The following is a 26,452-nucleotide window of genomic DNA, read 5'->3' on the forward strand; positions in this document are numbered from 1 at the left end:
CCTCGGAGCGAGCCCATACGATCCGCGGAGGCCGGCGGGGGTATCGCATCATCGGAGGTCCTTCGCGATCTGCGCGATCATCTCCCGGGTGCGTCGTTTGGAGGCGATCAGTTCGTCGCGGGTGTCACCGATGGGCAGCAGGCGGACGGACAGATCGGTGGCGCCGGCCTCGGCGTAGCGGCGCAGGCCGGCGGCGATGGCGTCCTCGTCTCCGGCGAGGCAGATATCGCCGATATCGCGGGCGTCGCCCTGTTCCAGCAGGCGTTGGTAGTTCGGGGAGACCTCGGCTTCGCCCAGGATGCGGTTGGCGCGTTCACGGGCGGTGGCGATCTCGCCGGACGCGCACAGGCAGATGGGCAGTCCGGCGATGATTCTCGGGGCGCCGCGACCGGCGTCGGCGGCGGCTTTGGTGATGCGGGGGGCGATATGGTCGGCGATGGCGCGTTCGTCGGCCATCCACAGGATGGTGCCGTCGGTGTGCTCGCCGGCGATACGCAGCATGACCGGACCCAGCGCCGCGACCAGGACGGGCAGGGGTGCCACCGGGCCGAGGTCGAGTGGGTTGTGCACGGTGAAGCTGCCGTTGGACACCTCGATGGTGCCGGGGCCGTTCAGGGCGGGGTTCAGGACCTCGAGGTAGTCGCGGGTGTAGGCGGCCGGTTTCTCGTACGGCAGGCCGAGCATGTCCTGCACGATCCAGTGGTGTGACGGACCCACTCCGAGGGCGAGCCGGCCGCCGGCGACCGCGTGCGCGGACAACGCTTGGCGGGCCAGGGCGATGGGGTGCTGCGCCTGGAGCGGGACCACCGCGGTACCGAGCTCGATCCGTTCGGTCACCGCGCCGAGCAGGGCCACGGTGACCAGCGCGTCGAAGTCGGTGGGGATCTGGGGAATCCAGGCGGTGTCCATACCGGCCGCCTCGGCCCATTCGATGTCGTCGATCATCCGGGCGGCCTTGCGCGCGGTGTCGCCGCGCTCAGGTCCGATCATCACGCCGATCCGCACGATTCCTCCACTCTCATGATTCGGGTGGAGCCGCCGCCCACCGTCACGGCGGCGGCTCCGGGGCCCGGACGACGCGGCGTCCGGGGGTCAGGGTGAGGGCGGCGCCGGGGTTCCGGTGAGCGCCCGCATCTCGGTGACCAGTACGTCCAGCGGAGTGCCGGTCGGGAAGACCGCGGCCGCGCCGACGGTCCGTAATTTCTCGATATCGCCCTGCGGGATGGTGCCGCCGACCACGACCGCGATATCGGCGGCGTCGGCGGCGCGCAATGCGTCGACCACACGCTGGGTCAGGGCGACGTGCGCGCCGGACAGAATGCTCAGGCCCACCACTGCCACGTCCTCCTGGACGGCGATGGAGACGATGTCCTCGATCCGCTGCCGGATCCCGGTGTAGACGACCTCGAAGCCGGCGTCGCGCAGGGTGCGGGCGACGATCTTGGCACCGCGATCGTGGCCGTCGAGACCGGGTTTGGCGACCAGTACGCGCGCGGCCATCAGAACACCACCGGCTGCTGGAATTCGCCCCAGACGGATTTGAGGGCGGCGGTCATCTCGCCGACGGTGCAGTAGGCGTTGGCGCAGTCGATCAGCCGGTGCATGAGGTTGTCGTCTCCTTCGGCGCCTCGCGAGAGCGCGGCCAAGGTCTCGCGGACGGCGGCGGTGTCGCGTTCGGCCTTCACCCGGGCCAGCCGTTTCAGCTGGGTCTCGCGGCCCTCGGAATCCAGTTCGTAGGTGGAGATCTCGGGGGCCGGTTCGTCGGAGACGAATTTGTTCACCCCGACCACCGGTTTCGCGCCGGATTCGATGTCCTGGTGCAGTTTGTAGGCTTCGTCGGCGATCAGACCCTGGAGGTAGCCGTCCTCGATGGCCCGGACCATACCGCCCCGGGTCTCCAGGTCGGTCATGATCTCCTGGATGGCCGCCTCGGTCTTGTCGGTGAGCGCTTCCACGAAATAGGACCCGCCCAGCGGATCTGCCACCCGGGTTACGCCGGTTTCGTAGGCGAGGATCTGCTGGGTGCGCAGCGCCATGGTCGCCGATTCCTCGCTGGGCAGGGCGAACGGTTCGTCCCAGGCGGCGGTGAACATGGATTGCACGCCGCCGAGCACGGCCGCCATCGCCTCGTAGGCGACGCGGACCAGATTGTTCTGCGCCTGCGGGGCGTAGAGGGAGGCGCCGCCGGCTACACAGCCGAAGCGGAACATCGAGGCTTTATCCGTTGTCGCACCGTAGCGTTCGCGGACTATGGTCGCCCAGCGGCGGCGCCCGGCCCGGTATTTTGCGATCTCCTCGAAGAAATCGCCGTGGGTGTAGAAGAAGAACGAGATCTGCGGGGCGAACTTCTCGATACTCATCCGGCCGCGTTCGACGACGGTATCGCAGTAGGTGACGCCGTCGGCGAGAGTGAACGCCATCTCCTGGACCGCGGTCGCGCCGGCATCGCGGAAATGCGCGCCGGCCACCGAGATGGCATTGAAACGCGGGACCTCGGCGGCGCAGAACTCGATGGTGTCGGCGATGAGCCGCAGGGAGGGTTGCGGGGGCCAGATCCAGGTGCCGCGTGAGGCGTATTCCTTCAGGATGTCGTTCTGGATGGTGCCGGTGAGCTTCTCCCGCGGCACGCCCTTCTTCTCCGCGGCGGCGACGTAGAAAGCGAGCAGGATCGCGGCTGTGCCGTTGATGGTGAAGCTGGTGCTGATCTTGTCCAGGGGGATGCCGTCGAACAGGATCTCGGCGTCGGCGAGGGTATCGACCGCGACACCGACCCGGCCGACCTCCTCCCCCACTTCGGGATCGTCGGAGTCGTAACCGCATTGCGTGGGCAGGTCGAGGGCGACCGACAGGCCGGTGCCGCCCTGGTCCAGCAGATAGCGATAGCGCCGGTTGGACTCTTCGGCGGTGCCGAATCCCGAGTACTGCCGGAAGGTCCACAGCCGTCCCCGGTATCCGGTGGCGTAGTTGCCCCGGGTGAACGGGAACGCGCCGGGCGCGGGTGGTTCGGTACGCCGGTCGTCCGGTCCGTAGACCGGGTCGAGCGGGATACCCGAGGAGGTATGGACTGCGTCGTTCATCGTTGAATACGATACTTGCAGAAAATGAGAATGCCAATACCGCTTCGCGCGAACGCGTAATCGACCAGGAGTGACATGCCGACCGAACAGCAGATCTTCACCGACCGGACCCTGGTGATCTCCGGCGCCAGCCGCGGTATCGGCCTCGCCGTCGCCCTCGCGGCGGCCCGGCGCGGCGCGAACGTGGTCCTGTTGGCGAAAACAGCCGAACCGCATCCGAGGCTGCCGGGCACCGTGCACACGGCGGTCGCCGAGATCGAGGCGGCCGGCGGGAAAGCGGCCGCGGTGGTCGGTGATGTACGGGTCGAGGAGGACGTCGCGCGGGTCGTCGAGACCGCGCTGGAACGGTTCGGCCGGATCGACTACTGCGTGAACAATGCCAGCGCCATCGCCACCGAACCCACCGAGCAGCTCGCGGCCAAGAAGTTCGACCTGATGCAGCAGATCAACCTGCGCGGCACCTTCCTGCTCACCCGCGCCTGCCTACCCCACCTGAGACAGGCCCCCAACCCGCATATCCTCACCGTCGCCCCGCCCCTGAACATCAGCCCCCGCTGGCTGGGCGCGCACCCCTCCTACACGCTCTCGAAATATGGTATGACCCTGCTGACCCTCGGCTGGGCCGCCGAGTACGCCGACACCGGCATCGCCGCGAACTGCCTGTGGCCGCAGACCTATATCGCGACCTCGGCGGTGGCGAACCTGCCCGACGGCATGAATCTGCTGGAACGATCCCGCGATCCGCGGATAATGGGCGATGCCGCTGCCGAGGTCCTCTCGCGAGAAGCTCGATACAACACCGGCAATTGTTATATCGACGCGGCCGCCCTCATCGAATCGGGCCGGATCGACCTCGCGGAATACGGCGGCGGCACGAACCCGATCCCGGATATGTTCCTCGACTGAGCCGGAACGGGCGTGAGCCGGTCGGGGCGCGTCCGTACGGCATTCGTACCGGCGAACGGCGCCGGCGCTCAGGCTTCGACCGCGGTGCCGCAGATCCCACACACCTCGAGTGAGCGGCGCTTCCAGCGCGCGACCGGCACGAAGAACACCGTGAACTGCTTGAACTCCTGCACCCGCAGCCACTGCGTCGTGTTGTGACAGCGCGGGCACGTCCGGGTGCCGCCGAGGCCGAGGTTCCGCCGTTTGGTGCCGAAAACCGAAGATGAAGAACATCAGCTCAGCGTAGAGGGCCGGTCGATGAATACCGCCGGTTACAGCGTGTGTGCCGCCCCACCGCCCCTTGTCTTATCGGACCGGTCCGGGAAGTGCGTGTGCACCGGGGCCGAGGCCCGTCACGGGCCGGCAGGACGTGCGGGCGGTAATGCGCCCCCGCGGACAGTGGAGGTGGGGAGAGTCCGGCCGCCGGTGTGGCGCCCCCAAGCAGTAGAGGTCGGGCTCCTGCCGGCCCTTCTTTGGGAGAGGAGGCGCCTCGGGGCCGCGAGAATACCTACACTGAGCCGATGGTCCGGTTATCGAGTACGGGTCCGGTGACCGATGCCGCGACGTCCGACTCGGCGCATCCGCCGCACCCGGGCGCACCGGGGTGACCGAGCCCGGCCCGCGCTGGCTCGGTGGCGTGGTGTTCACCCCCGGGCTGATGGCCTTCACGGGCGAGATCGGCGATACCGCGGCCCATTCCCATGCCGCCGTCCAGGTTCTGCTCGTGACCGGCGGCGAAGTCCGGCTCACCGACGCGACGGGGTGTACCGCCGTCGCCGGATCGGCCATCATCCCACCCGGCGTACGCCATGAAGTGCGCGCCTCCGACTCCGCCACCGGGTTCATCGCCTATCTCGACTCCGCCGGTATCGCCGGGCGCGCCGCTCTCGCCCGGCTGCACGGCCTGCCCTTCGAGGCCGTCACCAGCTGGATAACCGCCGCCGTGCCGCGCACGACTGCCACGGCTCCGTCGGCGGACCCCGCACCGCGTTCCTCGAGCCCGTCCCCGCACCCCCTGGTGACCGAGGCCTTGCGGGTGGCCGCCGCGGCCGGTCCCCCACCGACGCTGGGAGAACTGGCCGCGGCCGTCGCCATTTCACCGAGCCGGCTGTCGCATCTGTTCACCCAGCACATCGGGCTGCCGTACGCGGCGTGGCGGCGCTGGACTCGACTACAGCTGGCGTCCCGCACGGTCCGCACGGGCGGGACACTCACGGAGGCGGCCCACGCGGCCGGCTTCACCGACAGCGCGCATCTGACGAAGACCTGCCGGGATCTATTCGGTATCACACCCACCGAAGCACTGGCCGCGGGCGGCTGGCGCCCACCGGGCCGCTCGCGGCTCAGCTGATTTCTACAAGCTCACGGTCCGCGATCGGACGACGCTGAGAACATGTTCCTCCCTGTCCGAACCTTTGTCCGCTATGGCTACGTACCGGTGATGCTGCTCGGTGTGAACGGCACCGGGATCGCTCTGGCCGCCGGCGGCGCGCCCAAGGCCTGGCTGCTCGCCCTGCTGATCGTCGCCATCGCCCTCTCCTTCGCTGCCGAACGTCTGCTGCCGTACGAGAACACGTGGAACTCCGCCCGCGGCGACACCCGGCGCGACACCGTCCATACATTCGTCAACGAAACCTTGGTCCTGGCCGGTGTTCTCGCCGTCCCCGCACTGGCCGCACTCGTCCCCGGCAACGGATTCTGGCCCACGCACTGGCCGTTCGTCGTCCAGGTGCTGATCGCGATCCTGATCGCCGACCTGGGAATCACCCTCACCCACTACGCCAGCCACAAGGTCGGGCTGCTGTGGCGGTTCCACGCCGTACACCACAGCGTCACCCGCTTCTACGGCCTCAACGGCCTGATGAAACACCCCCTGCACCAGACGATCGAAACGGCTGCCGGCGTCACTCCGCTGTTGCTGGCCGGAATCCCGGTGCCGGTCGCGGCGGCACTGTCGCTGGCCGTGGCGGTGCAACTCCTTCTGCAACACTCCAACGCGGACTACAGTGTCGGCCCGTTGACCCACGTACTCGCGCTCAATGCGGGCCACCGCTTCCACCACCTGAAGTGGGCGGGGATCGGCGATGTCAACTTCGGGCTGTTCACCCTGACCTGGGACCACCTGCTGGGCACCTATCGTTACGATCCCGAACGCAGATTCGGCAGTTCCGATCTGGGCATGGCCGCAAAGCCGGACTACCCCGTCGGCTATCTCGCCCAATTCACCGAACCGTTCACCCGGCGCGGGGGCTGTGAGTCCACCGCCGCCGCTACGCCCGAGACGACCCGGAGACGACGGCAACCGTCCGGGGCACCCTCGCCTGACCGCCGATCAGCTGAGATCGGAGATATCACGCCCGCCTCGCCACGACGGCGAAGTTCAGCGGGATCCGCGGGGCCCCGGGCGGCAACGTCCACCCCTGCGGGCACGGCACGAGGTCGGGAAAGGCGGGCCAATCCATGATCGGCAGTTCCTCGACCGCGGTGATCCGCAGCCCCGCCCGCAGCAGCGCCCCCACCACCTCGCCCAATCCGTGCCGCCACTCGGATACGGCGTCGTGCGCGATCTGCCCGGCCGAATCCTCGGTATAGCTGCCCGATTCGATGTAGGTACGGTGGCCACCGCCGCCCAGGTAATCGTCGGTGACCTCCCAGGGTTCGAATTCCATGGACCCGAGGATCGGATGGTCGTCGCGGATCAGGAACACTCCGCCGGGTTCGAGTAGGTCGTGGATCGACTGCGCCCAGTCGTCCAGTTCGGGTAGCCACACGATGGTTCCGGCACTGGTGACGACGAGGTCGAACCGGCGGTCCAGCACGGCCGAGGCGAACCGCGCGTCGCCTTCCACGAAGGTGATCTCCCGGCCGGCGGCCCGCGCGATCCGCGCGGCGTGGCTCAGCGAGTTGGGCGAGAAGTCGAGCCCGTGCACATCGCGCGCGCCCAGGCGGGACCAGGAGAGTGTGTCGATGCCGATATGACACTGCAGATGCAACAGGGACCGATCCCGTACCCCGGATTCCGGGAGATGCGCGGCCAGCACCGCCAGATCGTTGCGCACCACCGGGGAGATTCGCCCGGTGTCGGCCACGAAGGCATCCACGTCGTACATCCGCGAACGCCGGTGGACCTCGGCGCGATCGTCCCAGTTCGCCCGGTTGGCGGCAATCGCCGCGGCCTCGTCCATCATCGGCCCTTCCAGGGGTCGGTAGCAGGAGCGACCGTTTCTATCACACCTGCGATAGAAACCTGAACCGATTTTCTAGACTGGGCCGGTGCCGGTCCGAGTAGATGCCGAGGCGCGCCGCCGCCATATCGTCGACGCCGCGCTGCGCCTGATCGTGCGCGGCGGTATCACCGCCGCGACCTTCCGGAAGGTCGCGGTGGAGGCCGACTTGAATGTGGGGTCGGTGCGGCACTACTTCGCCGACCACGAGTCGCTGGTCGTGGCCGTCGCGACCGAGGTCGGCGACCGGATGGGGCAGCGGCTGACCCGCCATCGCGCGCCCGGGAACGGAGACCGCGAGGCGGCCCGCCGGCACCTGCTCGCCGTGCTCGCGGAACTGGTACCGCTGGACGAGGAACGCCATCGCGAAGCGGTCGTCCTGCTGGAGATCATCGCCGCCTCCCGGCTCGACCCCGCGTTCGCACCGGTGGTCCGGCAGATGGCCGCGGATCTGCGGCAGGTACTCACCGACGCGGTGGCCGCGACCGGGACCGCCGACCCCGCTCCCGCCGCCGCGCACCTCGCCGCGCTGGTCTCGGGTCTGTCACTGGACACGGTCACGCCACACGGATCCGTCGACCGCGCGACGATTCTCACCGTGCTGGAACGCCACGTAGCGACCCTCTGAAAATCAAGTATCGAAGCGGATCTACTGAAACCGCCAACCACCCCCGGACCATGGGTGACACAGCCGCCGAGGTTCTACCTGGGAGACAGAATCGTGGCCCGGCACGCCACCGCAATCGAGGTCGCCGCCGAAACCCTGATCAAGAAGTGCTGAACTAGTTCAGCACTGTGCTAATCTCGGACATATGAGCGCGATGAAGAGCCTGCCGTTCAGCGATTTGGTGCGGAAGCAGACCTCGGTTTTCCCACTACTCGCCGACGCCGACGTGCTCTTGGAGCGCCGCGATGCCGAGAACGTCGTCCTGATGCGTGATGAGCGGTATCGCGCCATGGACGGCGCACTCCGGCTCGCCGCCCGGTCGCTCGGCCTGGTAGCGAAAGCAAACCGGCAATTGGCCGAGGACGTCCTTGCCGAAGAACTACCCTGGCTACGCTGGCTACCGGCCGAACACCGGCCCGAAGCGATCGGAGAACTCCTCGACGATCTGCTCGCCGGCGCGGATACCGGGCACTACCTTCCGTTCCTCAGGGATCTGATCGCGTGGAAGCACACGGCCGAGATCTACACGGACCCGGCGTTGGTGGCGGAGCTGAGTGGTCCGTTCGATACCTCCGAGTTCGTGGAGGTCGACCGGCCGGGCAAGCGCAGATGATCCGTCACAAGCGAGGCGACGAGGTCCCTCGCCCCAAACCATGGCGGGTACTCCTGCACAACACAGACACCGCTCGCGGTTGGTCCGAACTCGAGCGGCAGGCGCTCGATGCATTGGATCGCGCCTGGGTCGCAATCACCTCCGAGCCACGCAGTGTGCAGAATCCAGGGCGTCAACACCGGCTGAAGACGACTCTGGGCGCGGTGAAAATCGGCGGCACCGAGTTGGAACAGTGGCAGTACGAGGTCACCAGCGGGGCACGGATCTGGTACGCCATCGACGATGAGCAGCGGACATTGTGGGTCACCAAGGCCGAAACCGGCCATCCGGGGATAACAGACCGCGGAAAAGGCGGCGGCCGCCGCTCCCGGTGACCGCGGCCGGTCCCGCGTTGTAAGCGCTCGTCGGCCGGCGCCGAACGGGGCGGAATGGTCCCCCACGCCGCCCCGGCTGTCAGAACGTGGCCGGCATACTCTCCCAGCCGCGCACCGTGGAGGTCGGCGAGAGTTTGGCATTCGTCGCGTCGGTCTCCCATTCCGGGAACCGCTTCAGGATCTCCTCCAGCGCGATCCGGCCCTCCAGCCGGGCCAGTGCCGAACCCATGCAGAAATGGGTGCCCACGCTGAAGGCCAGGTGCGGCCTGGCCTCCCGGTGGATATCGAATACGTCGCCGTCGGGGGCGAATTGCCGGTGGTCACGGTTGGCGGCACCGATGAGCATCATCATGGCGCTGCCCGCGGGCACCGTCGTACCGTGGAATTCGATATCCCGGGTCACATAGCGGGCCACATGGGGCGCGGGAGGTTCGTAGCGCAGCAGTTCCTCGATGGCGGCGGGAATGAGCGACGGGTTATCGACGAGTTCGCGGCGCTGGTCGGGGTGTTCGGAGAGGACCTTGCCCGCCCAGCCGATCAGCCGAGTGGTGGTCTCGTTACCGGCCCCGGACACGACATTGATATAGGTGAGCACCTCGGCGCGCGTCAGGTGGCGCAGGGTGCCGGTCTCGTCCTCGAATTCGACACCGAGCAGTTCGGAGATGATGTCGTCGGAGGGGTGCTCGGCCCGCCAGTCGACGTATTTCTCGAAGAGTTCACCGCTGGCCAGGCTCTCCGCCGAGACCTGCATCGGTTTGCCCTCTTCGGTGCGCATCTGGTCGTTGGCGAAATCCCGGACCGCCTCCTGATCCTCCTCGGGAATTCCGAGCAGCATGCCGATTGTCCGCATCGGCATCTGCGCGCCCAGATCGGCGATGAAATCGATACGGCCGGTCCCGACGAGCGGATCGAGGCTGCGCCGGCAGAATTCGCGCACCTTCTCCTCCAGCGCGGAGATCTTGCGCGGGGTGAACATGCGCGAGAGCAGTTTGCGGTGCATGGTGTGCACGGGCGGATCCTCGAAGATGAGCACGCCCGGCGGGATCTCGATATTCGCTTTGATGAGTTCGATGATCGCGCCGCGTGCCGAGCTGAAGGTGTCCTTGTCGATCAGCGCGGCATTCACATCGGCGAAACGGCTCAGGGCGAAGAAGTCGTGGGTTTCGTTGTAGTAGAGCGGCCTCTCTTCGCGGAGCCGCTTGAACATGGGATACGGGTCGGCATTGAGCTCGACATCGTAGGGGTCGTAATAGACGTCGCTGGGCGCGCTGGTCGTCACCGGGCGTCTCCTCTCCGGAAATTGTTCGGCGTGGTCACCACGTCACGGGTAGGCGGTACACGCCGTAGGCGAGCTTGTCGTGTTTGAATTCGACGTCCTCGAGCGGAATGGCCAGGCGCATGGTGGGAATCCGGCGCAGCAGCGTCTTGAAGACGATCTGCAGTTCCACCCGGGCCAGCTGCTGGCCCACGCACTGATGCGGTCCGAAACCGAAACCGACGTGCAGCCGGGCGGGGCGGGTGAGATCGAGTTTGTCCGGCTCCGGGAACTGGTTCGGATCCCAGTTGGCGGGGGCGAGGTCGATGATCACGCCCTCACCGGCCTTGATCGTGTGCCCGCCGATCTCGATATCGTCGAGGGCGACCCGGCGCTGACCGTTCTGGATGATGCTCAGATAGCGCAGCAGTTCCTCGACGGCGTTCGCGACGACCTTGGGATCGTCGGTATCGCGCAGCAGTGCGAGTTGCTCGGGATGCTCGAGCAGGGCGAGGGTACCCAGGGAGATCATATTCGCGCTGGTCTCGTGCCCGGCGATGAGGACGCCGGTCCCGATCTGGGCGGCTTCCTTCATGGAGATCTCGCCCGCGGTGACGCGTTCGGCGAGCTCGGTGACCATATCCTCGGCCGGATTCTCCATCTTGGCCTTGATCAGGTCGATCAGGTACCGGGCCAGGCCGACCCGGCCCTTCGCCGACTCCTCCTTGGTGGCGTAGCGGGAGACTCCGGTCGTCGCGTGCTGCTGGAAGAATTCGTGGTCCTCGTAGGGCACGCCCAGCATTTCGCTGATCACCAGGGAGGGCACCGGTAGCGCCAGCGCCTCCACCAGGTCGGCGGGTCGCGGACCGGCGAGGATGGCGTCGATATGGTCGTCGGTGATCTGCTGGATGGCCGGGCGGAGAGCGTCGACGCGTTTGACGGTGAACGGTTTGGTCATCATCCGGCGGAACCGGCTGTGCTCCTCGCCGTCGGTGTTGAACACCGATTTGGCCCGGTGGTTGACCAGCTCCAGCATGCCTTCGTTCCAGTGCGGAAAGTGCGGCCGGGAATCATCGACGCTGATCCGGGGATCCGACATCAACGCTTTGAGTTCGGCGTATCCGGTGACCAGCCACGGCGTACTGCCGTCCCAGATGCGGACCCGGCTCAGCGGGCGCTCGGTGATCAGTCCGAGCACCTCCGGCGGCGGCGCGAACGGGCAGCCGGGAGCGCGATCCAGCGGATAGGACAGGACCTGCCCGGTATCGGAAGCGTGGGTCGGGGTCTGCGACCCGGATGAATTCGACACTGCTACTCCTCGTGGACGTGAATGGCCATGGCGGGGCACACGGCGGCGGCCTCGCGCACCTCGTCGGCGAGTTCGGCGGGCGGGTTCTCGTCCAGCAGCACGACGATGCCGTCGTCCTCGCGCTGATCGAACACCGCGTCGGCCGCCATCACGCAATGCCCGGCGGCAATGCATTTCCCTTGTTCGACAGTCACTTTCATGACGTTTCTCCCTGGTGGTGAGGATCCGGCCGGCTCACGATGTTCCGGCGGGGGCGGCAGCGGTTCCATTGGCCGCCGGATCGGATCTACGGGCGCGCAGCGGTTTACCGGCGGTGGTACCGCCGTCGACGGTCAGCACGGTGCCGGTGAGATAGCGGGAGCGGTCGCCGGCGAAATAGACGGCCGCTTCGGCGACATCCTCGGGGGTGCCCTCGCGCGCCAGGGGGCGATCCTGGTTCATCATTTCCCGCATGGCCCGCGTCATCCGCTCCGCCTTCTCCGGCGACATGGTGGTGGACGCCTTGGCGAGCAGATCGGTGGGGATATTGCCGGGGGCGATGCAATTGACCCGGATGTCGTACTGCGCCAGTTCGATCGCGGCGGATTTCGTGAAATGGATGACCGCCGCCTTGGAGGCGCGGTAGGCCAGCACCCCGCCGCCGGCCTGCACCCCGCCCACCGAGGAGAGGTTGATGATCGAGCCGCCGCCGTGTTCGGACATATGCCGCGCCGCCAGCCGGGTCCCCGCCATCACACCGAGCACATTGACCGACATCACCCGGTAGAAATCGGCGAAATCGTCGTCCAGGATGCTGCGATGCATCTTCCCGGAAATACCGGCGTTGTTGCACATGATGTGCAGGCCGCCGAAGCGTCGCACGGCGAGGTCGGCGAGTGCGGCGATCTGTTCGGGGTCGGCGACATCGGTGGTCCGGAACAGGGCCCCCGCACCACAGCGCCGGGCCACGGCGGCGCCGCGGTCGGCGTCGATATCACCCACCACCACATGCGCGCCCTCGACCGCGAACCGCTCGGCCATGGCGCTGCCCAGCCCGGTCGCCGCACCGGTCACCACCGCGACCTTGCCCGCCAACTCGTTGCTCATTGCGCTGCGTTCCTCTCGTAACGACGTTCCGTGGACCTCCGGTGGACCCCCGCGAAACCGCGGGTCATCCACTGCGCGCGTAATCGGGGGCCGGCGTGCATCCGGCGGAATTCCGGTCCAGGAAATCCAGGAGCAGCGCGTTCACCGTTTCGGGTTGTTCCAGTTGCGGGCAGTGCCCGGCCTCGTCGACGACCGCCGAGTGCGCGTCCGGGATACGGGCCGCCAGTTCGGCGGCCCAACCGGGTGGCAGGAGTTTGTCGGCGCCGCCCTCGATCACCAGGGTCGGCACCCGGATCCGCTCGAACCGGCGGTCGCCCGGGCCGGGTGGTGGAGGCGCGCCGGGCCGCCGGAAGCGCGCGGCCGCGATCGCCTCCCAGGCGCCGGGCGCGGTCGCCGAATCGAACCGGCGGCCCAGGTAGACTTCGTCGGCCGGGTAGGCGGGCGAGGCGAACAGCGCGGTGACTATCCGGCGCATGGCGGGCACGGTGGCGTCGAAATCGTAGAGTGCCTGCATATGCTCGCCGGCCTGTATCTGCCCGCCGCCGCAGATGGTCACCATGGCGCGCACCGGCAGGACCGGCCGCTCGGCGGTGGTATCGGTCAGCAGGTTCACCGCGCCCATGGAATTGCCCACGAAGAAGGCGGATTCGATACCGAGCAGGGCACAGAATCGCGCGATGTGCCGGATACGCATCCCCCGGCCGTCGGTGAAATCGACGACCTTGGCCGATTCGCCGAACCCCAGCATGTCCGGGGCGTATACGTGGTAGCGCCGGGCGAGCGCGCCGATGGTTCTCTCCCAGCATATTTCGGCGCTCGCCCCGAATTCCCCGCCGTGCAACAGGACGACCGGCTCACCGGCACCCGCTTCGAGGAAATGCGTGCGCAACCCGTCCACGACGATCGTGCGGTGCGCGTAATCGCCCGGATCGTCGCGGCCGGGCACTGCGACGGGCCCGTGGCGATCGGACCCCGTCACCGCTTCCGGGCCCGGGGCTCTCCTCCTGCGCTCATCGAACGCGCCCGGAGACGCTGTGTGGGCGTGTCCGACTGTCTTCGGGTTCGCCCCGCTCATGCGGGGCCCCCGGTCGCCTTGGCGCTGGTGAGCACCTGCGTGGCCAGCAGCTCGAGCTGACCGCGCACCCCGGGGTCGGACAGGGCCCCGGTGTCGTCCCAGATCTTGTCGGCCGAATTGATCGCGACCCCGATGGGAGTGGGCCAGGCGCGCAGGGCGTGACCGATCCCGCGCAGCTGGCCGAGCGTGCCGACCGCGGCCTGCCAGCCGTAGGCGCAGGTGATACAGCCCCAGGGTTTGTTGTCCAGGTAGACCGTGGGATCGGTGCGCATATCCTCGACGTAGTCCAGCGCGTTCTTCACCAGGCCCGAGATCGCGCCGTGGTACCCGGGCGACCCGACGATCACCGCGTCGGCGGCACGTAATGCCTCCACCAGCGCGATGGCCTGCGGGGTGCGGGCCGGGTCGTGCGGGTTGTACATCGGCAGATCGATATCCGGGCCGCTGAACAGGGCGGTACGGCCGCCTCGCTTCTCGACCTCGTCCAGGCAGTGGCGTAACGCCCGTTCGGTCGAGGAATTCGCCCGCAACGTCCCGCCGAGGCCGACGACGAACGGCCGGGTATCCGCGCCGGATCCTGTGCGCTCCACCATTGTGCTTCCCAAGGTCATGACCGGTCTCCTATTTGATGGCGATCGGATTGATCGGTGAGCCCACCGCGCCCACCACCCGCAGCGGCGGTGCGATCAGCTGGAATTCGTAGATTCCGTCGGCCGCGCAATCGGCGGCCAGGGCGGTGAAATCCCAGTATTCGCCGAGCATCAGGCCCATATCGCGGAGGCACAGCATATGCAGCGGCAGGAAGGTGCCGTCGACGCCGGACACCGGATTCTCCACCATGAGGTTGTCCGCGGCCACCGCGGCGATCTCGTGTTCGTGCAGCCAGGCGGCGCAGGTCCAGTCCAGGCCCGCATAGGGCTCGGATCCGTCGCCCGCCTCGAGGAAGCGGTTCCACCAGCCTGTGCGCACCAGCAGGATATCGCCGGATTCGATGGTCACGCCCTGTCGTTTCGCGCATTCGTCGAGTTCGTCACCGGTGACCGGCTCGCCGACTTCGAGGAATACCTCCGCGCCTCGATATTTCACCAGGTCCAGCAGTACACCGCGGCCGGTGATGCCTTTGCAGTCGACTTTCTCGATACCGCAGTGGAAAGCGCCCATACTGGTCACCGAATTCGCCGGGAATCCGTTGTAGAGCTTGTCGTCGTAGTAGACGTGCGAGAAGGCGTCCCACTGGGTGGCGGCCTGCAACGGCATGATGAGCATATCGTCGTTGAACCGGAACGGGTTGTCGGCGAAGAATCCGGCCAGCTCACCGGCCACGGAGTTCTGGAGCCATTTCGGGCCGTATTCGACCAGCGTCGCCGCGTCGCCGCCGTCGACGGTCATCACGTGTGTGGGGTTTGCCCGGAATTTGAACGCGCCCTGCGGTCCGTTGGAGCCGAAATCGATTCCCAGCGGGAAGACCTTCCCGTGCCGGACCAGCCGGGCGGCTGCCGCGACCTTGGCCGGGGTGATGAAATTCAGCGTGCCGAGTTCGTCGTCGGCGCCCCAGCGGCCCCAGTTGCGCACGCTGTCTCCGGCTTTCCGGAAATCGGTCAGAGTAGCCACGCTGCTCCTCCTTCTGCTCGTATTCGATAGCCGCCGGTCTTCATTCCGTCTGCGCGGGAACGGGTCCGGCCAATTCGTTCGCCAGGCGTCCGGCGAGATTTCCGCCGTCGACCCACAGCACCTGGCCGGTGATGTAGCCGGCGGCCCGGCTGTTGAGGAACAGCAGTGCTGCCGCCTGCTCCACGGGATCGGCCGATCGGCCCAGCGGTTTCGGGATCCCGTCGAGATAGTCCTGGCCGTACGCGCCGCGCAGCTGGTCCAGGATCGGGGTTTCGGTGACGCCGGGGCCGGTGCAGTTCATCCGGATGCCCCGGGTGGCCAGTTCCACCGACCGCCGCACCGTATAGAGGATGATCGCCTCTTTCGACAGCCGGTAGCCGCCGTCGGCGAGCGCGTCCGGATTGGCCGCGCACCACTCGATCCCCGCGGCCATGGAACCGGTGTCCAGCAGCCCTTTCACCGCCCACCGGTTGTCCAGATACCCGGCGGCGGCCAGTGAGGAGACACTGACCACCGTCGAACCCGACGCCATATGGGGCACCAGGGTTTCGGTGAAATGACGCAGGCCCAGGAAGTTGATGGTGACCACGCGCAGCGGGTCACCGATCCCGGAGGACACGCCCGCGATATTGAACAGCGCGTCAACCTCCGTGCCGACCGCGGCGGCCGCGCGGTCGATGGAGGCCGGGTCGGCCTGATCCATTTCGTAGAACTCGTCGAGTTCGGTGCCGGGACGCAGCAGGTCGAGCCCGACGATCTCGGCGCCCAGCTGCCGCAACTGGGTGACCACGCAGGCCCCGATACCGGAGGCACAACCGGTCACCACCACGCGTTTACCGTCGTAACGCCACCGCTGGTCGATCGTCTCCACCACCGGCACCTCGCTCTCGTGTCGTACCGCGGCCGGTCAGCCCTGCTGTTGTTCTTTGAGCCGCGCAGCGGCCTGCACGCGGCCCTCGTTGATCTCGGCCATCGCCTCGGGAATCTCACTGGCGGTGAACTTGCCGCCGCGGCCGGTGGGCAGACCGCCGAACGAGTACTGCTCGTCGAAGTCCGGCGCGGCCAACGGCCGCCGGCGCTGCTCGACCTTCTCGATCACCGGCTCGAGCCGTTTGGCCTTGGCCGCCACGGCTTTCTCGTCGCGTTCGATGAATTCGGGCAGGATTTCCTTGCCCATGATCTCGATGGACTCCATGGTGCCCTCGTGGCTGCGCGGATTGAGCAGCAGGATGATCTCGTCGACCCCGCTCTCCTCGTAGCCGCGCAGGAATTCGCGCACCGTCTCCGGACCTCCGATGGCACCGCGACCGGGACCGTAGGCGAGGGTCTCGTCCTCTTTCACCGCGTCGAGGTACTTCTCCCACACCCCGGTGCGGCCGGGGGTGTGCATACCGGTCATGTAGTAGTGCATGATCCCGAACGAGAAGAAGCCGCCACCCACACCGAGCCGTTTCACGGCCTCGTCATCGGTGCGCGCCACCATCATCGACAGGTCACCGCCGATGGCGAGAATGTTCGGATTGATCTGCGGGACGGTGGGTGCCGCTTTCTCCCCGAACTCCTGGTAATAGCCGCGCACCCGTTCGCCGAGCGGACCTGGGCCGGTGTAGGCGAAGCTCAGCGCACCGATCCCCTTCTGCGCCGCCATCTGTACCGACGACGGACGGGTACAGGCGACCCACAGCGGCGGATGCGGGGTCTGGCGCGGTTTCGGGATGACATTGCGCGGCGGCATCTCGATGTGCCGGCCCTTGAACCCGGTGAACGGGGTCTCGGTCATACACCGCAGGGTGACGTCGAGCGCTTCTTCCCACTGGCCGCGTTTATCGGCGGGGTCGATATTGAATCCACCGAGCTCACCCACCGACGACGATTCACCGGTACCGAATTCGACCCGTCCGCCGGACAGATGGTCGAGTGTCGCGACCCGTTCGGCGACCCGGGCCGGATGGTTGATCCCCGGCGGCAGGTGCATCACACCGAAGCCGAGACGGATGTTCTGCGTCCGCTGGCTGGCGGCGGCGAGGAACATCTCCGGCGCGGTGGAGTGGCAGTACTCCTCGAGGAAATGGTGTTCGGTGAGCCATACGGTGGAGAAACCGGCCTTATCCGCAGCTTCTACCTCGGTCAGCCCGTCCTGGAAAATTTCGAATTCGTCGTCGTCGCTCCAGGGCCGCGGCAGGGCGAACTCGTAGAAGAGGGATATTTTCATCGATTACCTCCAGTGGATTCGGTGGTCACGTCATTTCCTCCGGCCGGCCGGACCGCCCCGTCGCCGGCATCCCCCGCTTCCCCGGACAGTGCTCGCCCCGCGCAGTGCTCGGCGGCGATGTATCCGAAGGTCATGGCCGGGCCGATGGTGGCGCCGGCGCCCGCGTAGCTGCGGCCCATGACCGCGGCCGAGGTGTTGCCGACCGCGTACAACCCGTCGATCACCGACCCGTCGGCGCGCAGCACCCGGGCGTGCTCGTCGGTGCGCAGCCCGCCCGAAGTGCCGAGATCACCGAGGACGATCCGGAACGCGTAATAGGGCGGCTTCCCGAGCGGGAACAGATTCGGGTTGGGCAGCGTGGGGTCGCCGTAGTAGTTGTCGTACACGCTGTCGCCGCGCTGGAAATCGTCGTCGTGTCCGCCGCGGGCGAGTTCGTTGAACCGGGCCGCGGTGGCCTCGAGTTCGGCGGGGGGAACGTCGATCTTCGCGGCCAGTTCGGCGAAACTGTCCGCGGCTTTCACCACGCCCGACTCCAGCCAGGCCGGCACCATCGCGAATCCGGTCGGCACCGGCGCGAACGGCACCTTCGGAATCGGCAGATGCCCGCCGATCACATACTTGTGCCAGGACCGGTGATCGGTGATCAGCCAGCACGGAATATGGGTCACCCCGGTGCGCTGGCCCGCGATCATGGCGTGCCCGAAATCCATATAGGGCGCGGCCTCGTTGATGAACCGTTTACCGGCCCCGTTCACGATGAACTGGGCGGGCATCATGCGCTCGTTGAGCATGAACTGCATGCGGCCGTCCGGCCACTGGATGGCCGGGAACCACCAGGCCTCGTCCATCAGGTCGGTGGCCGCGCCGGCCCGCTGACCGGCCCGGATCCCGTCGCCCAGGGCCACCGGGTTACCGAAACTCCAGTCCTGTTCGACCTCCGGCAGTTCCGCTTTGCGCCAGGCCATATCGTGGTCGAAACCGCCCGTCGCCAGGATCACACCACGGCGCGCGCGGATCCGGATCGGTGCTCCGTCCCGGGCCACCACCGCGCCGGTCACCTGTCCGTCCGCGCCGGTGATCAGCGAGGTCATCGGCGAGTCGAGCCACAGCGCGATATCGCGTTCCTTCATCGCCAAGCGCAGCCGGGCGATCAGGGACTGACCGATGGCGGCGATCCGGTCACCGAATACCCGGGCCCGGAACATCCGCCAGATCAGCTTCAGCATCACCACCTTCCCGCGCCAGTTCTGCCGGACCTGATAGAACAGCCGCAGATCCTTGGGCCCCAGCCAGATACCCTTCGGCGCGAGAGCGAGCGGTTTGAGCAGCTTCGCTTCCTCGTCCCCGAGCACCCGCAGATCGATCGGCGGCACATTGATCGTGCTGCCCTGCGGCGATCCGCCCTCGAGTTCGGGGTAATAGTCGGCGTAGCCGGGTTTCCAGACGAATTCCAGCCACCGGCTGCGCTCTTCGAGGAAGGCCATCATCTCCGGCGATTTCTCGACGTAGGCACGCAACCGCCGGTCGGTGACCAGTCCACCGGTGATGGTCCGCAGATAGCCGACCACCGCGTCGGGGTCGAGCGCGAAGCCGTCGCGCTGCTGTGCCGGCGCGTTGGGCACCCAGATACCGCCGCCGGAGAGCGCGGTCGAACCGCCGTAGTGGCCGGCCTTCTCCGCCACCAGGGTGTCCAGGCCCAGCGCGTCGGCACGGAGTGCGGCGCTCATCCCGCCGCCGCCGGATCCGATCACCAGCAGATCGACGGTTTCGTCGAAATCCGTCTCGTCGGTGCTCACTCATCGCCTTCTGTCGTCGGCCGGTTCATCGGCGGGCCGGGCCGTACGCACGGCGAAACCGGCGATGAGCTCGGGCGCGGGCCGGTAGTAGCGCACCTCGGTCCGATACGCCCCGTGCGCGGCCAGAGCCGCGAACGCCGCCACCCAGGTGCGGACCTCGTGCGCGGAATTGCCCGCGACGCGGGTGATCTCGCCGTTGTCCCAGTCGTCGACGGCCGCCAGGCGGCCGGTGTCCACCAGTTCGAGGAATGCGCGGTCCCATTCCGGGTTCAGCGCTCGCAGCGGGCTGTCGCCGGCCGCGAAATCCCGGGCGGCCGCGATCACCGCGGTCTGCCGGGCGGCCCGCTGCTCGGTGCTCATCGGGCGGCCGTACACGATCCGTTCCAGTACCGGTTCGGGGGCGGTCGCCCGCTGCGGTACCGGTGGGTCGTGCGACAGCCCGCCCGAGCCGATGACCAGCACACGGGTGCCCAGGGTCGCGAGGTGACGGCCGACCGCGGTACCCAGCGCCCGCACCCGGCGCAGCGGGCCGAGCGGGGTCGCCACGGAATTCACGAACACCGGGATCACCGGCCGGGCGGTGGCGTCGCCGAACAATCGTTGCAGCGGCTGCACGGTGCCGTGATCGACCGACATCTGCGCCGATATCGCGATATCGATCCCGGCGTCGAGCAGCGCTTCGGCCAGCCGGAGCGCGCGAGCCTCGGGCACGCGCAGCGGTCCGGCGTGGGTCCCGTAATCTCCCACCGCGGTCGCCGCCGTCCCGACGCAGAAGGGCGGCATGAGTTTGTAGAAGAACCCGTTGTAGTGGTCCGGAGCGAACAGGACCACCAGTTCCGGGTCGAAGGACCGCACGAAATCCCGGGCCCGGTCCAGCGCCGCCCCGACTTCCGCGCGGAGTTCGGGGCCGGGCCCGGGTAGCTCAAGAAGCGGGCTGTGCGAGACGCAGCACACGGCCAGCGGCATCGGTACCTCCCGGAGAGAGTTCGAGGGTTCGGCGCAGCGCCGCCCCGAGTTCGGGGGCGTGCTGGGCGATGGAGGCGCCCGCGATACAGCGGTCCGGGCGCAGGAAGAGCACCGAATCGAGCTGCGCGTCGAACCATTTCTTCAATGCGCCGGTGCTGTCTCCGACGACCACCACATCCGGATCGTCGTGTCCGGTCCAGTGCAGCTGGGTGGCGGGCCGCGCCTCGACGAAACGCGCGCCGAGCGCCTTCCAGAGCTCGAACTCCGCGTCGCCCAGCACTTTCCGGGGCTGGTTGTTCCAGCACAGCACCGCGAACCAGGGGCCGAGGGCCTCGTCGAGCAGTACCCCGGGCCGGGCCCGGGTGGCGACTCGCGGTTGGATGAACAGGGTGCCGACGGCGGACCGCGGCGAGCGCGACCAACCGTGCACCACGGCGCCACGGTCGTAGCGCGGCATGGGTTTGAACCGCATGCCCAGCACGTACCGTTTCAGCGGCGGCACCAGCGCCAACCCCCGCACCAGCACATCGCGCACCGCGGCGACCCGGTGGTTCGTCGGGGAGATGACCCGCCCGACCATGGTGGACAGATCGATCATGGCCCGGGCGTGTTTGCGCCGCTCCTGATCGTAGGTGTCGAGCAGACCGGCACCGGCGACCCCCGACACCACCGCCGCCAGCTTCCAGCCGAGGTTGGCCGCGTCCCGGATGCCGCTGTTGTAGCCCTGGCCCTGCCAGACCGGCATGAGATGCGCGGCATCGCCGGCCAGCAGCAGGCGGCCCTTCCGGAATTCACCGGCAATGCGGGAATGGTGGGTGTAGACCCGGCGGCGGATCACGTCGAGTCGCTCGGGATGCGGGACGAACGGCGCGAGCAGCCGGGCCAGGAACTCCGGTGACTCGGCGTCGGCGTCGGATTCGTCGGCGTGCAGCAGGAATTCGAAACGCCGGATGCCGTGGGCCAGCGAGATCGAGACATTCGGCCGCGCCGGGTCCGCCCCCACCTCCACATTCGGATGTCCGAGCGGATCGCCGTCGATATCGACCACCAACCAGCGGGTCGGTGAGGTGGTGCCCTCGAAACTCACGCCCATCGCATGCCGGGTGGTGCTGCGCCCGCCGTCGCAGCCGACCACATAGCGGGCGCGCACCTGCTGCGTGCCTTCGGCGGTGTCGAGCAGCACCCGTACCTCGTCACCGGTGTCGTCGCATTCGCGCAAGGCGGTGGACCAGCGGATCCGCACACAGTCGAAGCGGTCGAGCCCGGCCAGCAGTTCGGCGTCGACCAGCGGCTGGATGAACCCGCTGCGCTTGGGCCAGCCGAACTGCTGGTCGGTGGGCGCGATCTCGGCCAGGAGCCGCCGCCGCCCGTCGACGAACCGCATGATCTGGTTCGGGTTGGTGTGCGGCAGGATCCGGTCCACCAGTCCGGTGGCCTGCAGGGTGCGCAGCGATTCGTCGTCGATACCGACACCGCGCGGGTAATCGATGAGGGTGGGGCGTTCCTCCACCAGCAGGGTCTGCACACCGTAGCGGCCCAGGGTGTTGGCGATGGTCAGCCCGACCGGTCCCGCACCGACGATCACCACATCGAAATGCTCCGGCCCACTGCCGTTTTCGGTTCTCATATCATCCACCCAGCAGGAATTCGAGATGCAGTGCGTTGAACTCCGCCGGCGACTCGTACTGCGGCCAGTGCCCGCACTCCGGGAGCACTTCGAAGCGGGCGCCGGGGATCATGGACGCGATCCGCTTACCCTCGGCGGCGTCGGCGGTGGGATCGTCGCTGGTCCACACCACCAGCGTCGGGGCGGTGATACCGCCGTACTCGTCGGGCCCGAGCAGATTGCGGGCGCGGATCCGCGGATCCTGGAGCGCCATGATGTCGCGCATGGCGTCGACGAAGCCGGGCTGCCGGTAGACCCGCTGCCGGCTGGCGACGATATCGGCGTAATCCTTGGATTTGTCCGCCATCAGCCATTTGATCCGGGCCTGCACCGTGTCCCAGGTGGGGTCGGCGGCCGCCGCCATGGACAGGGTGATGATCCGCTGCATGACCTCCGGATCGGCCTGGGAGCCGCCCGCGGTATTGAGCACCAGCTTGTCGATCCGGCCGGGATGGTCGTAGGCGGCCCGCGCGGCGACCCAGCCGCCGAGCGATTCGCCGCTGATATGGGCGCGGGCGGCGCCGATGGTATCGAGGAACGAGATCAGGTGCCGCACATAGTGTTCGATTTCCAGCGGATGACCGGGTTTATCGGTGTACCCGTGGCCGAGCATATCGATCGACCAGGTGGAGAAGTGCTCGGCATGCGCCGCCAGATTCCGGACATAGGCCTCGGCGTGCCCGCCCGACCCGTGCAGGAAAACCAGCGCCGGTCCGGTCCGGTCGCCGGCGTGCAGGTAGCGCGTACGCACCCCTTCCACATCCAGGTATCCCTGGCTGAACGCGACACCCTGCAGGTCGCACCACACACTCTCGTATTCCGACACTGCTACCTTCCGCTCTGTCCGCCGGCCCCGCGGCGATCACGCCGTCCGGTCGCCCGTTTCCGCTCAGTACTTCACCGACTCGCCGGTGGCCGCGTGATGCCCGGCGCGCAGGCCCCAGACCATCCCGGGCCCGATGGTTCCGCCGGCGCCGCCGTAGGCGCGCCCGGTCACCCCGGCCATCGCATTGCCGACCGCGTACAACCCGGGGATCACGGCACCGCTGATATGCCGGACCCGCGCGTCGCGATCGGTGCGCGGCCCGCCCTTGGTGCCCATGGCACCCACGGTCACCGGTACCGCGTAGTAGGGGCCGGTATCGATCTGCCCGAGCGTGCGCCCGGCAACGGTTTCCGCGTCCGGGTCGCCCCAGTACCCGTCGTATTCACTGGCACCGCGGCCGAAATCTGGATCGGACCCCGCCGCGACGGCCCGGTTCCAGGCGGTGACGGTGCGCCGTAAACCCTCGGGGTCGATACCGGTCCGGGCACCGAGTTCGGCGAGATCGGCCGATTCGCAGAACCAGTCGGGCGCCACACCGCCGGGTTCGACCCCCAGGAAGCCGTAGCGGCGCAGATGTTCGGCGTCGAAAACCATCCATCCGGGGTTGTTCACGTAGCCGCCGCGCGGGTCCAGGTAGTGGAAGGCCCCCGCCATCGAGTTGTATTCGGCCGCTTCGTTGACGAATCGCCTACCGGCCCGGTTCACGATGATGCTGCGCGGCCGGGTGCGTTCCAGCCGGACACTGCGGCTGCGCTGCCGGCCGTCGATGGTGTCGCCGGGCAGCTGTACCACCGGCACCCACCAGGCCTCGCCCATGTTTCCCAGTTCGGCACCGTGCGCCATGGCCATCCGCAGCCCGTCGCCGGTGTTGTTCGGTGGCGATACCGGACCGGTCATCGGACCGCGCAGGAATGCCTTGACCAGGCCGGGATCCCATTCGAACCCGCCCGTGGCCAGGACCACGCCGCGGCGGGCCCGGACCCGCAGCGGCTCGCCCGCGATATCGAGCCGCACCCCGGCCACCGCGCCGTCCGCGGCCACCAACTCCACGGCCCGGGATCCGGTGCGCGGGGTGATCCCGGCGGCGAGAACGCCCTCCAGCAGGCCGGCGACCAGCGCCTGCCCCGCCACGCAGACATCGGCTGTGGCGTCACCGAGTACGGCCCGCAGCCGGGCCCGCGTCTCGGCGTCGAATCCGACATTGCTCCAGTCGAGCGGGAATGTGGTGATCCGCTCCCGCCATTCGCCGAGCCGGGCCAGATCGTAGGCCGCGGGCCCCAGCGACCGGCCGCCCGCGGGCCGGCCGCCCGGCAGCTCCGGTTTGTAATCGGGGAACCCCTCGGCCACTTCGAATTTCACGGCGCTGTGCTCTTCGACGAAATCGAGCATGCGCGCACCGGTGCGGACGAAAACCTCGACCAGTTCGTCGTCCATCGAGTCCAGGGACTGGGCGTCCAGATAGGTCAGTGCGTCGGCGACGGTGAGCTCCCGGTCCGCCCGGGTGTGGGCGGGGATCCAGACCAGGCCCCCGGAGACCGCACTGGTCCCGCCCACGGTGGCCGCCTTCTCGAACAGTGCCACCGACGCGCCCTCGACGGCCGCGGCGAGGGCCGCGGTGAGCCCGGCGGCCCCGGTGCCCAGGACGACCACATCGGTCTCCTCGTCCCAGGGGTTCGACGGATCGGGTTCGGCAGCCGAGGGCTGATGCGATGGCACTGCGCTGTCCTTTCGGCGAGCAGGCGGAGAGGCGCCGGTCCCGGCGGGCTGCCGTGCGGAGCACGGGCCGGGCCGGCGCGAGTAAAATGGTAATCTCCCTTTGCGAGAATACTATTCTCGCTGGCTGGATGCCGCAATACCCTTTCGGATCAAATGTTTCTGGATCTTGCCGCTGGGGGTCCGCGGGAACTCCGCGGCCTCGAACAACCGCTCCGGCAACTTCTGCCGCGCCACCCCCGCCCGCTCGAAGAAGGCCCGCACCTCCGCCGGGGACGGGAGCTCACACCCCGGCCGCAGGCGCAGCACCGCGCCCACCACCTCCCCGAACCGGACGTCGGGCAGGGCGATCACCACCGACTCCGCGACCTGCGGCATGGCGTCGAGCACATCCTCGACCTCGCGCGCGCCCACGTTCTCGCCACCGCGGATCACCACATCGGCCTTGCGATCGGTGATGGTCAGGCAGCCGTCGGCATCCAGGACGCCGATATCGCCGGTGTGGTACCAGCCGTCGGCGTCGAATGCCCGCGCGGTCAGCTCGGGATCGGTATAGCCCAGGCACAGATCCGGTCCGCGGCTGAGGATCTCGCCGTCCGCGGCGATCTCGATCTCCACCCCTGGCATCGGACGGCCGTCGGTGGTGAGCCGCTCCCGCTCGGGGGCATCGAGCGCGGAGGCCGTGATGGAGGGATGCTCGGTACTGCCGTACGCGCGGAAGGCGATCACGCCGAGATCGGTCAACATCCGCGTCACGGCGGCCGGTACCGCCGAACCCCCCCAATCCCACATAGCGCATATGCGCGAGATGCTCCGGGGTGTAGTCGGGATGCTCGACCATGCTCGTCACGAAATACGGTGGGCCGCCGCCCACCACGAGCCCGCCGGAGCGCATCAGGGCCAGCGCCCGGCCCGGATCCCAGACATCCAGCAGATTCACCGGTCGCCCGTGCAGCACCGGAAGCAGGCACGCGCCCACCATTCCGATGAAATGCCCCACCGGGGTGGCGGTCAACTGGTCGCCGCGGTCCTCCCTGTTCCGTTCCGCGAGCTGCCGCGATTCACAGCCCAGTGTCTGATGACTGTGCACCACACCCTTGGGCGCACTCGTCGTCCCCGAGGTGAAGGCGATGAGCGCGGGGCCGGCCGGGTCGGCGGGCAGCACCCCGGGCATGGGCTCGCCGGCGAGCAGGTTGTCGAAGTCGCGCCCCACTACGCCGACGATGGGGACCTCGGCGCAGACCTCCGGATCGTGGACGGTCCGGCCGAACTCGGCCATGGTGATGAAAACCATCGGCCGGGCGACCCGCAGGATATGGCCGAGCTCGCGGCGTCCGTAGAAATGCACGATCGGGACCACCGCGGCCCCCAGGAACGACGCCGCCCAGAAGGTCGCCGCGGCTTCCATCCAGTTGGGCAATTGGAACGCCAGCACATCACCCGGCCCGACACCCCGGGATCGCAGACCCGCCGCCAATCGCCGGGCCACCCGCTCGACCTCGGCGAAGGTTCCCCGCCAGGGCCGCACCTCGGAATGCACCCGGAACTCGGTCGCCGGCGCGGCGGCCAGACCGCGGCTCAGCAGATCTCCCATGGTGTCGCGCGTCCACCAGCCCTCGGCGATGTACCGGGCGCGCAGGTCCGCGGCCACGACCCGGGTCACCGGACCCCACCTCGAATACCTCGGTCGGACATATCGGTTCACCCCTTCCGCGCCGGCGGGATGCTCGGCGCCCCGGACGAGGCACCCGCGCGAGCGCGTCGGAGTCGAATCCGCCGACTGGTGAAAATAAAATTCTCTTTCGAAGCGAACGAAAATTCGCCACAGGCCTTCGGCCGGGTCGAACACCACTACCCGCCATCAGCAGCCGAATGGCCACGTCGGCCGGTATCGGTCGATCGACCAGGCTTCTTCCGAAACCTTGCCGCTGAGCCCACTGGTAGAGTACCGTTCTCGTATGCGAAAACGCAGTTCTTTTCGCATACGAGAACAGCCGTATGTCCGCAGCCGGTACCCGGCGGTGCCGGGTCGACACC

24 protein-coding genes and 2 pseudogenes are annotated in these 26,452 nt (G+C 68.1%); 6 read left to right on the forward strand and 20 right to left on the reverse strand.

The genetic code is table 11. The features are described from left to right. Positions 1-48: 48 nt before the first annotated feature. From ON38_RS06090 to ON38_RS06100, 3 genes are all read right to left on the reverse strand, one after another. The gene (locus ON38_RS06090) at positions 49-1,005 is read right to left on the reverse strand and encodes an LLM class F420-dependent oxidoreductase (RefSeq protein ID WP_039823052.1); all 957 of its coding nucleotides are present in this window, start codon (positions 1,003-1,005) and stop codon (positions 49-51) included. An 87-nt stretch (positions 1,006-1,092) separates the two neighbouring features. After that, on the reverse strand, positions 1,093-1,500 hold the full coding sequence (locus tag ON38_RS06095; protein WP_039823054.1) for a cobalamin-dependent protein: 408 nt from the start codon (positions 1,498-1,500) through the stop codon (positions 1,093-1,095). Continuing rightward, entirely contained in the window at positions 1,500-3,077 is a 1,578-nt protein-coding gene (locus tag ON38_RS06100; RefSeq protein WP_039823056.1) for a methylmalonyl-CoA mutase family protein, read from the reverse strand. The genes ON38_RS06095 and ON38_RS06100 overlap by 1 nt, the downstream gene beginning before the upstream one ends. A gap of 75 nt (positions 3,078-3,152) precedes the next feature. Here ON38_RS06100 and ON38_RS06105 point away from each other — a divergent pair, with 75 nt between their 5' ends. Beyond that, the gene (locus ON38_RS06105; protein ID WP_039823058.1) at positions 3,153-3,983 is read left to right on the forward strand and encodes an SDR family oxidoreductase; all 831 of its coding nucleotides are present in this window, start codon (positions 3,153-3,155) and stop codon (positions 3,981-3,983) included. 68 nt (positions 3,984-4,051) lie between these two features. On the opposite strand, the pseudogene ON38_RS06110 reads toward ON38_RS06105, so the two are convergent. Further along, a pseudogene (locus ON38_RS06110) lies at positions 4,052-4,256 on the reverse strand (zinc-ribbon domain-containing protein). 370 nt (positions 4,257-4,626) lie between these two features. On the opposite strand from ON38_RS06110, the gene ON38_RS06115 reads away from it, so the two are divergent. Continuing rightward, on the forward strand, positions 4,627-5,373 hold the full coding sequence (locus ON38_RS06115; protein ID WP_051164421.1) for an AraC family transcriptional regulator: 747 nt from the start codon (positions 4,627-4,629) through the stop codon (positions 5,371-5,373). Between the two features lie 42 nt (positions 5,374-5,415). Then, positions 5,416-6,486, forward strand: coding sequence for a sterol desaturase family protein (locus ON38_RS06120; protein WP_083872311.1), 1,071 nt, complete (start codon positions 5,416-5,418; stop codon positions 6,484-6,486). Here ON38_RS06120 and ON38_RS06125 read toward each other — a convergent pair. Next, entirely contained in the window at positions 6,374-7,207 is an 834-nt protein-coding gene (locus ON38_RS06125) for a class I SAM-dependent methyltransferase (RefSeq protein WP_085995356.1), read from the reverse strand. The genes ON38_RS06120 and ON38_RS06125 overlap by 113 nt on opposite strands. A gap of 88 nt (positions 7,208-7,295) precedes the next feature. Here ON38_RS06125 and ON38_RS06130 point away from each other — a divergent pair, with 88 nt between their 5' ends. From ON38_RS06130 to ON38_RS36995, 3 genes are all read left to right on the forward strand, one after another. Then, positions 7,296-7,874, forward strand: coding sequence for a TetR/AcrR family transcriptional regulator (locus ON38_RS06130; RefSeq protein WP_039823063.1), 579 nt, complete (start codon positions 7,296-7,298; stop codon positions 7,872-7,874). Positions 7,875-8,058: 184 nt separating this feature from the next. Next, positions 8,059-8,526, forward strand: a complete 468-nt coding sequence (locus ON38_RS06135) for a hypothetical protein (RefSeq protein WP_085995352.1) — start codon at positions 8,059-8,061, stop codon at positions 8,524-8,526. Then, positions 8,523-8,900, forward strand: a complete 378-nt coding sequence (locus tag ON38_RS36995) for a hypothetical protein (protein ID WP_039823064.1) — start codon at positions 8,523-8,525, stop codon at positions 8,898-8,900. Before ON38_RS06135 ends, ON38_RS36995 begins: the two co-directional genes overlap by 4 nt. Positions 8,901-8,979: 79 nt before the next feature. Here ON38_RS36995 and ON38_RS06145 read toward each other — a convergent pair whose 3' ends face one another. The 15 genes and pseudogenes from ON38_RS06145 to ON38_RS06215 form a co-directional block, all read right to left on the reverse strand. After that, complete coding sequence (locus ON38_RS06145; RefSeq protein ID WP_039823066.1) at positions 8,980-10,179, reverse strand: cytochrome P450; 1,200 nt, start codon at positions 10,177-10,179, stop codon at positions 8,980-8,982. Between the two features lie 34 nt (positions 10,180-10,213). Beyond that, positions 10,214-11,407 carry a cytochrome P450 gene (locus ON38_RS06150; RefSeq protein WP_051164428.1) on the reverse strand — a complete coding sequence of 398 codons (1,194 nt, stop codon included), beginning with the start codon at positions 11,405-11,407 and terminating at the stop codon, positions 10,214-10,216. Positions 11,408-11,466: 59 nt separating this feature from the next. Then, positions 11,467-11,664 carry a ferredoxin gene (locus tag ON38_RS06155; RefSeq protein ID WP_039823070.1) on the reverse strand — a complete coding sequence of 66 codons (198 nt, stop codon included), beginning with the start codon at positions 11,662-11,664 and terminating at the stop codon, positions 11,467-11,469. Positions 11,665-11,698: 34 nt separating this feature from the next. Beyond that, complete coding sequence (locus tag ON38_RS06160) at positions 11,699-12,550, reverse strand: SDR family NAD(P)-dependent oxidoreductase (protein ID WP_051164422.1); 852 nt, start codon at positions 12,548-12,550, stop codon at positions 11,699-11,701. 64 nt (positions 12,551-12,614) lie between these two features. After that, on the reverse strand, positions 12,615-13,496 hold the full coding sequence (locus ON38_RS06165; RefSeq protein ID WP_051164423.1) for an alpha/beta fold hydrolase: 882 nt from the start codon (positions 13,494-13,496) through the stop codon (positions 12,615-12,617). 125 nt (positions 13,497-13,621) lie between these two features. After that, the gene (locus ON38_RS06170; protein ID WP_085995353.1) at positions 13,622-14,236 is read right to left on the reverse strand and encodes an NADPH-dependent FMN reductase; all 615 of its coding nucleotides are present in this window, start codon (positions 14,234-14,236) and stop codon (positions 13,622-13,624) included. Between the two features lie 10 nt (positions 14,237-14,246). After that, entirely contained in the window at positions 14,247-15,236 is a 990-nt protein-coding gene (locus ON38_RS06175; RefSeq protein WP_039823072.1) for a cyclase family protein, read from the reverse strand. A 40-nt stretch (positions 15,237-15,276) separates the two neighbouring features. After that, on the reverse strand, positions 15,277-16,107 hold the full coding sequence (locus ON38_RS06180) for a coniferyl-alcohol dehydrogenase (protein ID WP_039823123.1): 831 nt from the start codon (positions 16,105-16,107) through the stop codon (positions 15,277-15,279). 36 nt (positions 16,108-16,143) lie between these two features. Further along, positions 16,144-17,448: an LLM class flavin-dependent oxidoreductase gene (locus ON38_RS06185; protein ID WP_039823074.1), complete on the reverse strand. Its 1,305-nt coding sequence runs from the start codon at positions 17,446-17,448 to the stop codon at positions 16,144-16,146. After that, entirely contained in the window at positions 17,445-19,244 is a 1,800-nt protein-coding gene (locus ON38_RS06190) for an FAD-binding protein (protein WP_083872314.1), read from the reverse strand. Before ON38_RS06190 ends, ON38_RS06185 begins: the two co-directional genes overlap by 4 nt. Beyond that, complete coding sequence (locus ON38_RS06195; protein ID WP_039823076.1) at positions 19,245-20,210, reverse strand: 3-carboxyethylcatechol 2,3-dioxygenase; 966 nt, start codon at positions 20,208-20,210, stop codon at positions 19,245-19,247. After that, positions 20,167-21,837, reverse strand: coding sequence for a bifunctional 3-(3-hydroxy-phenyl)propionate/3-hydroxycinnamic acid hydroxylase (locus ON38_RS06200; protein ID WP_039823078.1), 1,671 nt, complete (start codon positions 21,835-21,837; stop codon positions 20,167-20,169). Before ON38_RS06200 ends, ON38_RS06195 begins: the two co-directional genes overlap by 44 nt. A gap of 1 nt (position 21,838) precedes the next feature. Beyond that, positions 21,839-22,702, reverse strand: a complete 864-nt coding sequence (locus ON38_RS06205; protein ID WP_039823080.1) for an alpha/beta fold hydrolase — start codon at positions 22,700-22,702, stop codon at positions 21,839-21,841. A gap of 63 nt (positions 22,703-22,765) precedes the next feature. After that, a complete protein-coding gene (locus tag ON38_RS06210; protein ID WP_051164425.1) occupies positions 22,766-24,418 on the reverse strand; it encodes an FAD-dependent oxidoreductase in 1,653 nt (550 codons plus the stop codon). A gap of 111 nt (positions 24,419-24,529) precedes the next feature. Next, positions 24,530-26,009, reverse strand: a pseudogene (locus ON38_RS06215) (AMP-binding protein). Between the last annotated feature and the right edge of the window lie 443 nt (positions 26,010-26,452).

It is taken from the genome of Nocardia testacea NBRC 100365, assembly GCF_000308775.1.
Taxonomy (GTDB): Bacteria; Actinomycetota; Actinomycetes; order Mycobacteriales; family Mycobacteriaceae; genus Nocardia; species Nocardia testacea.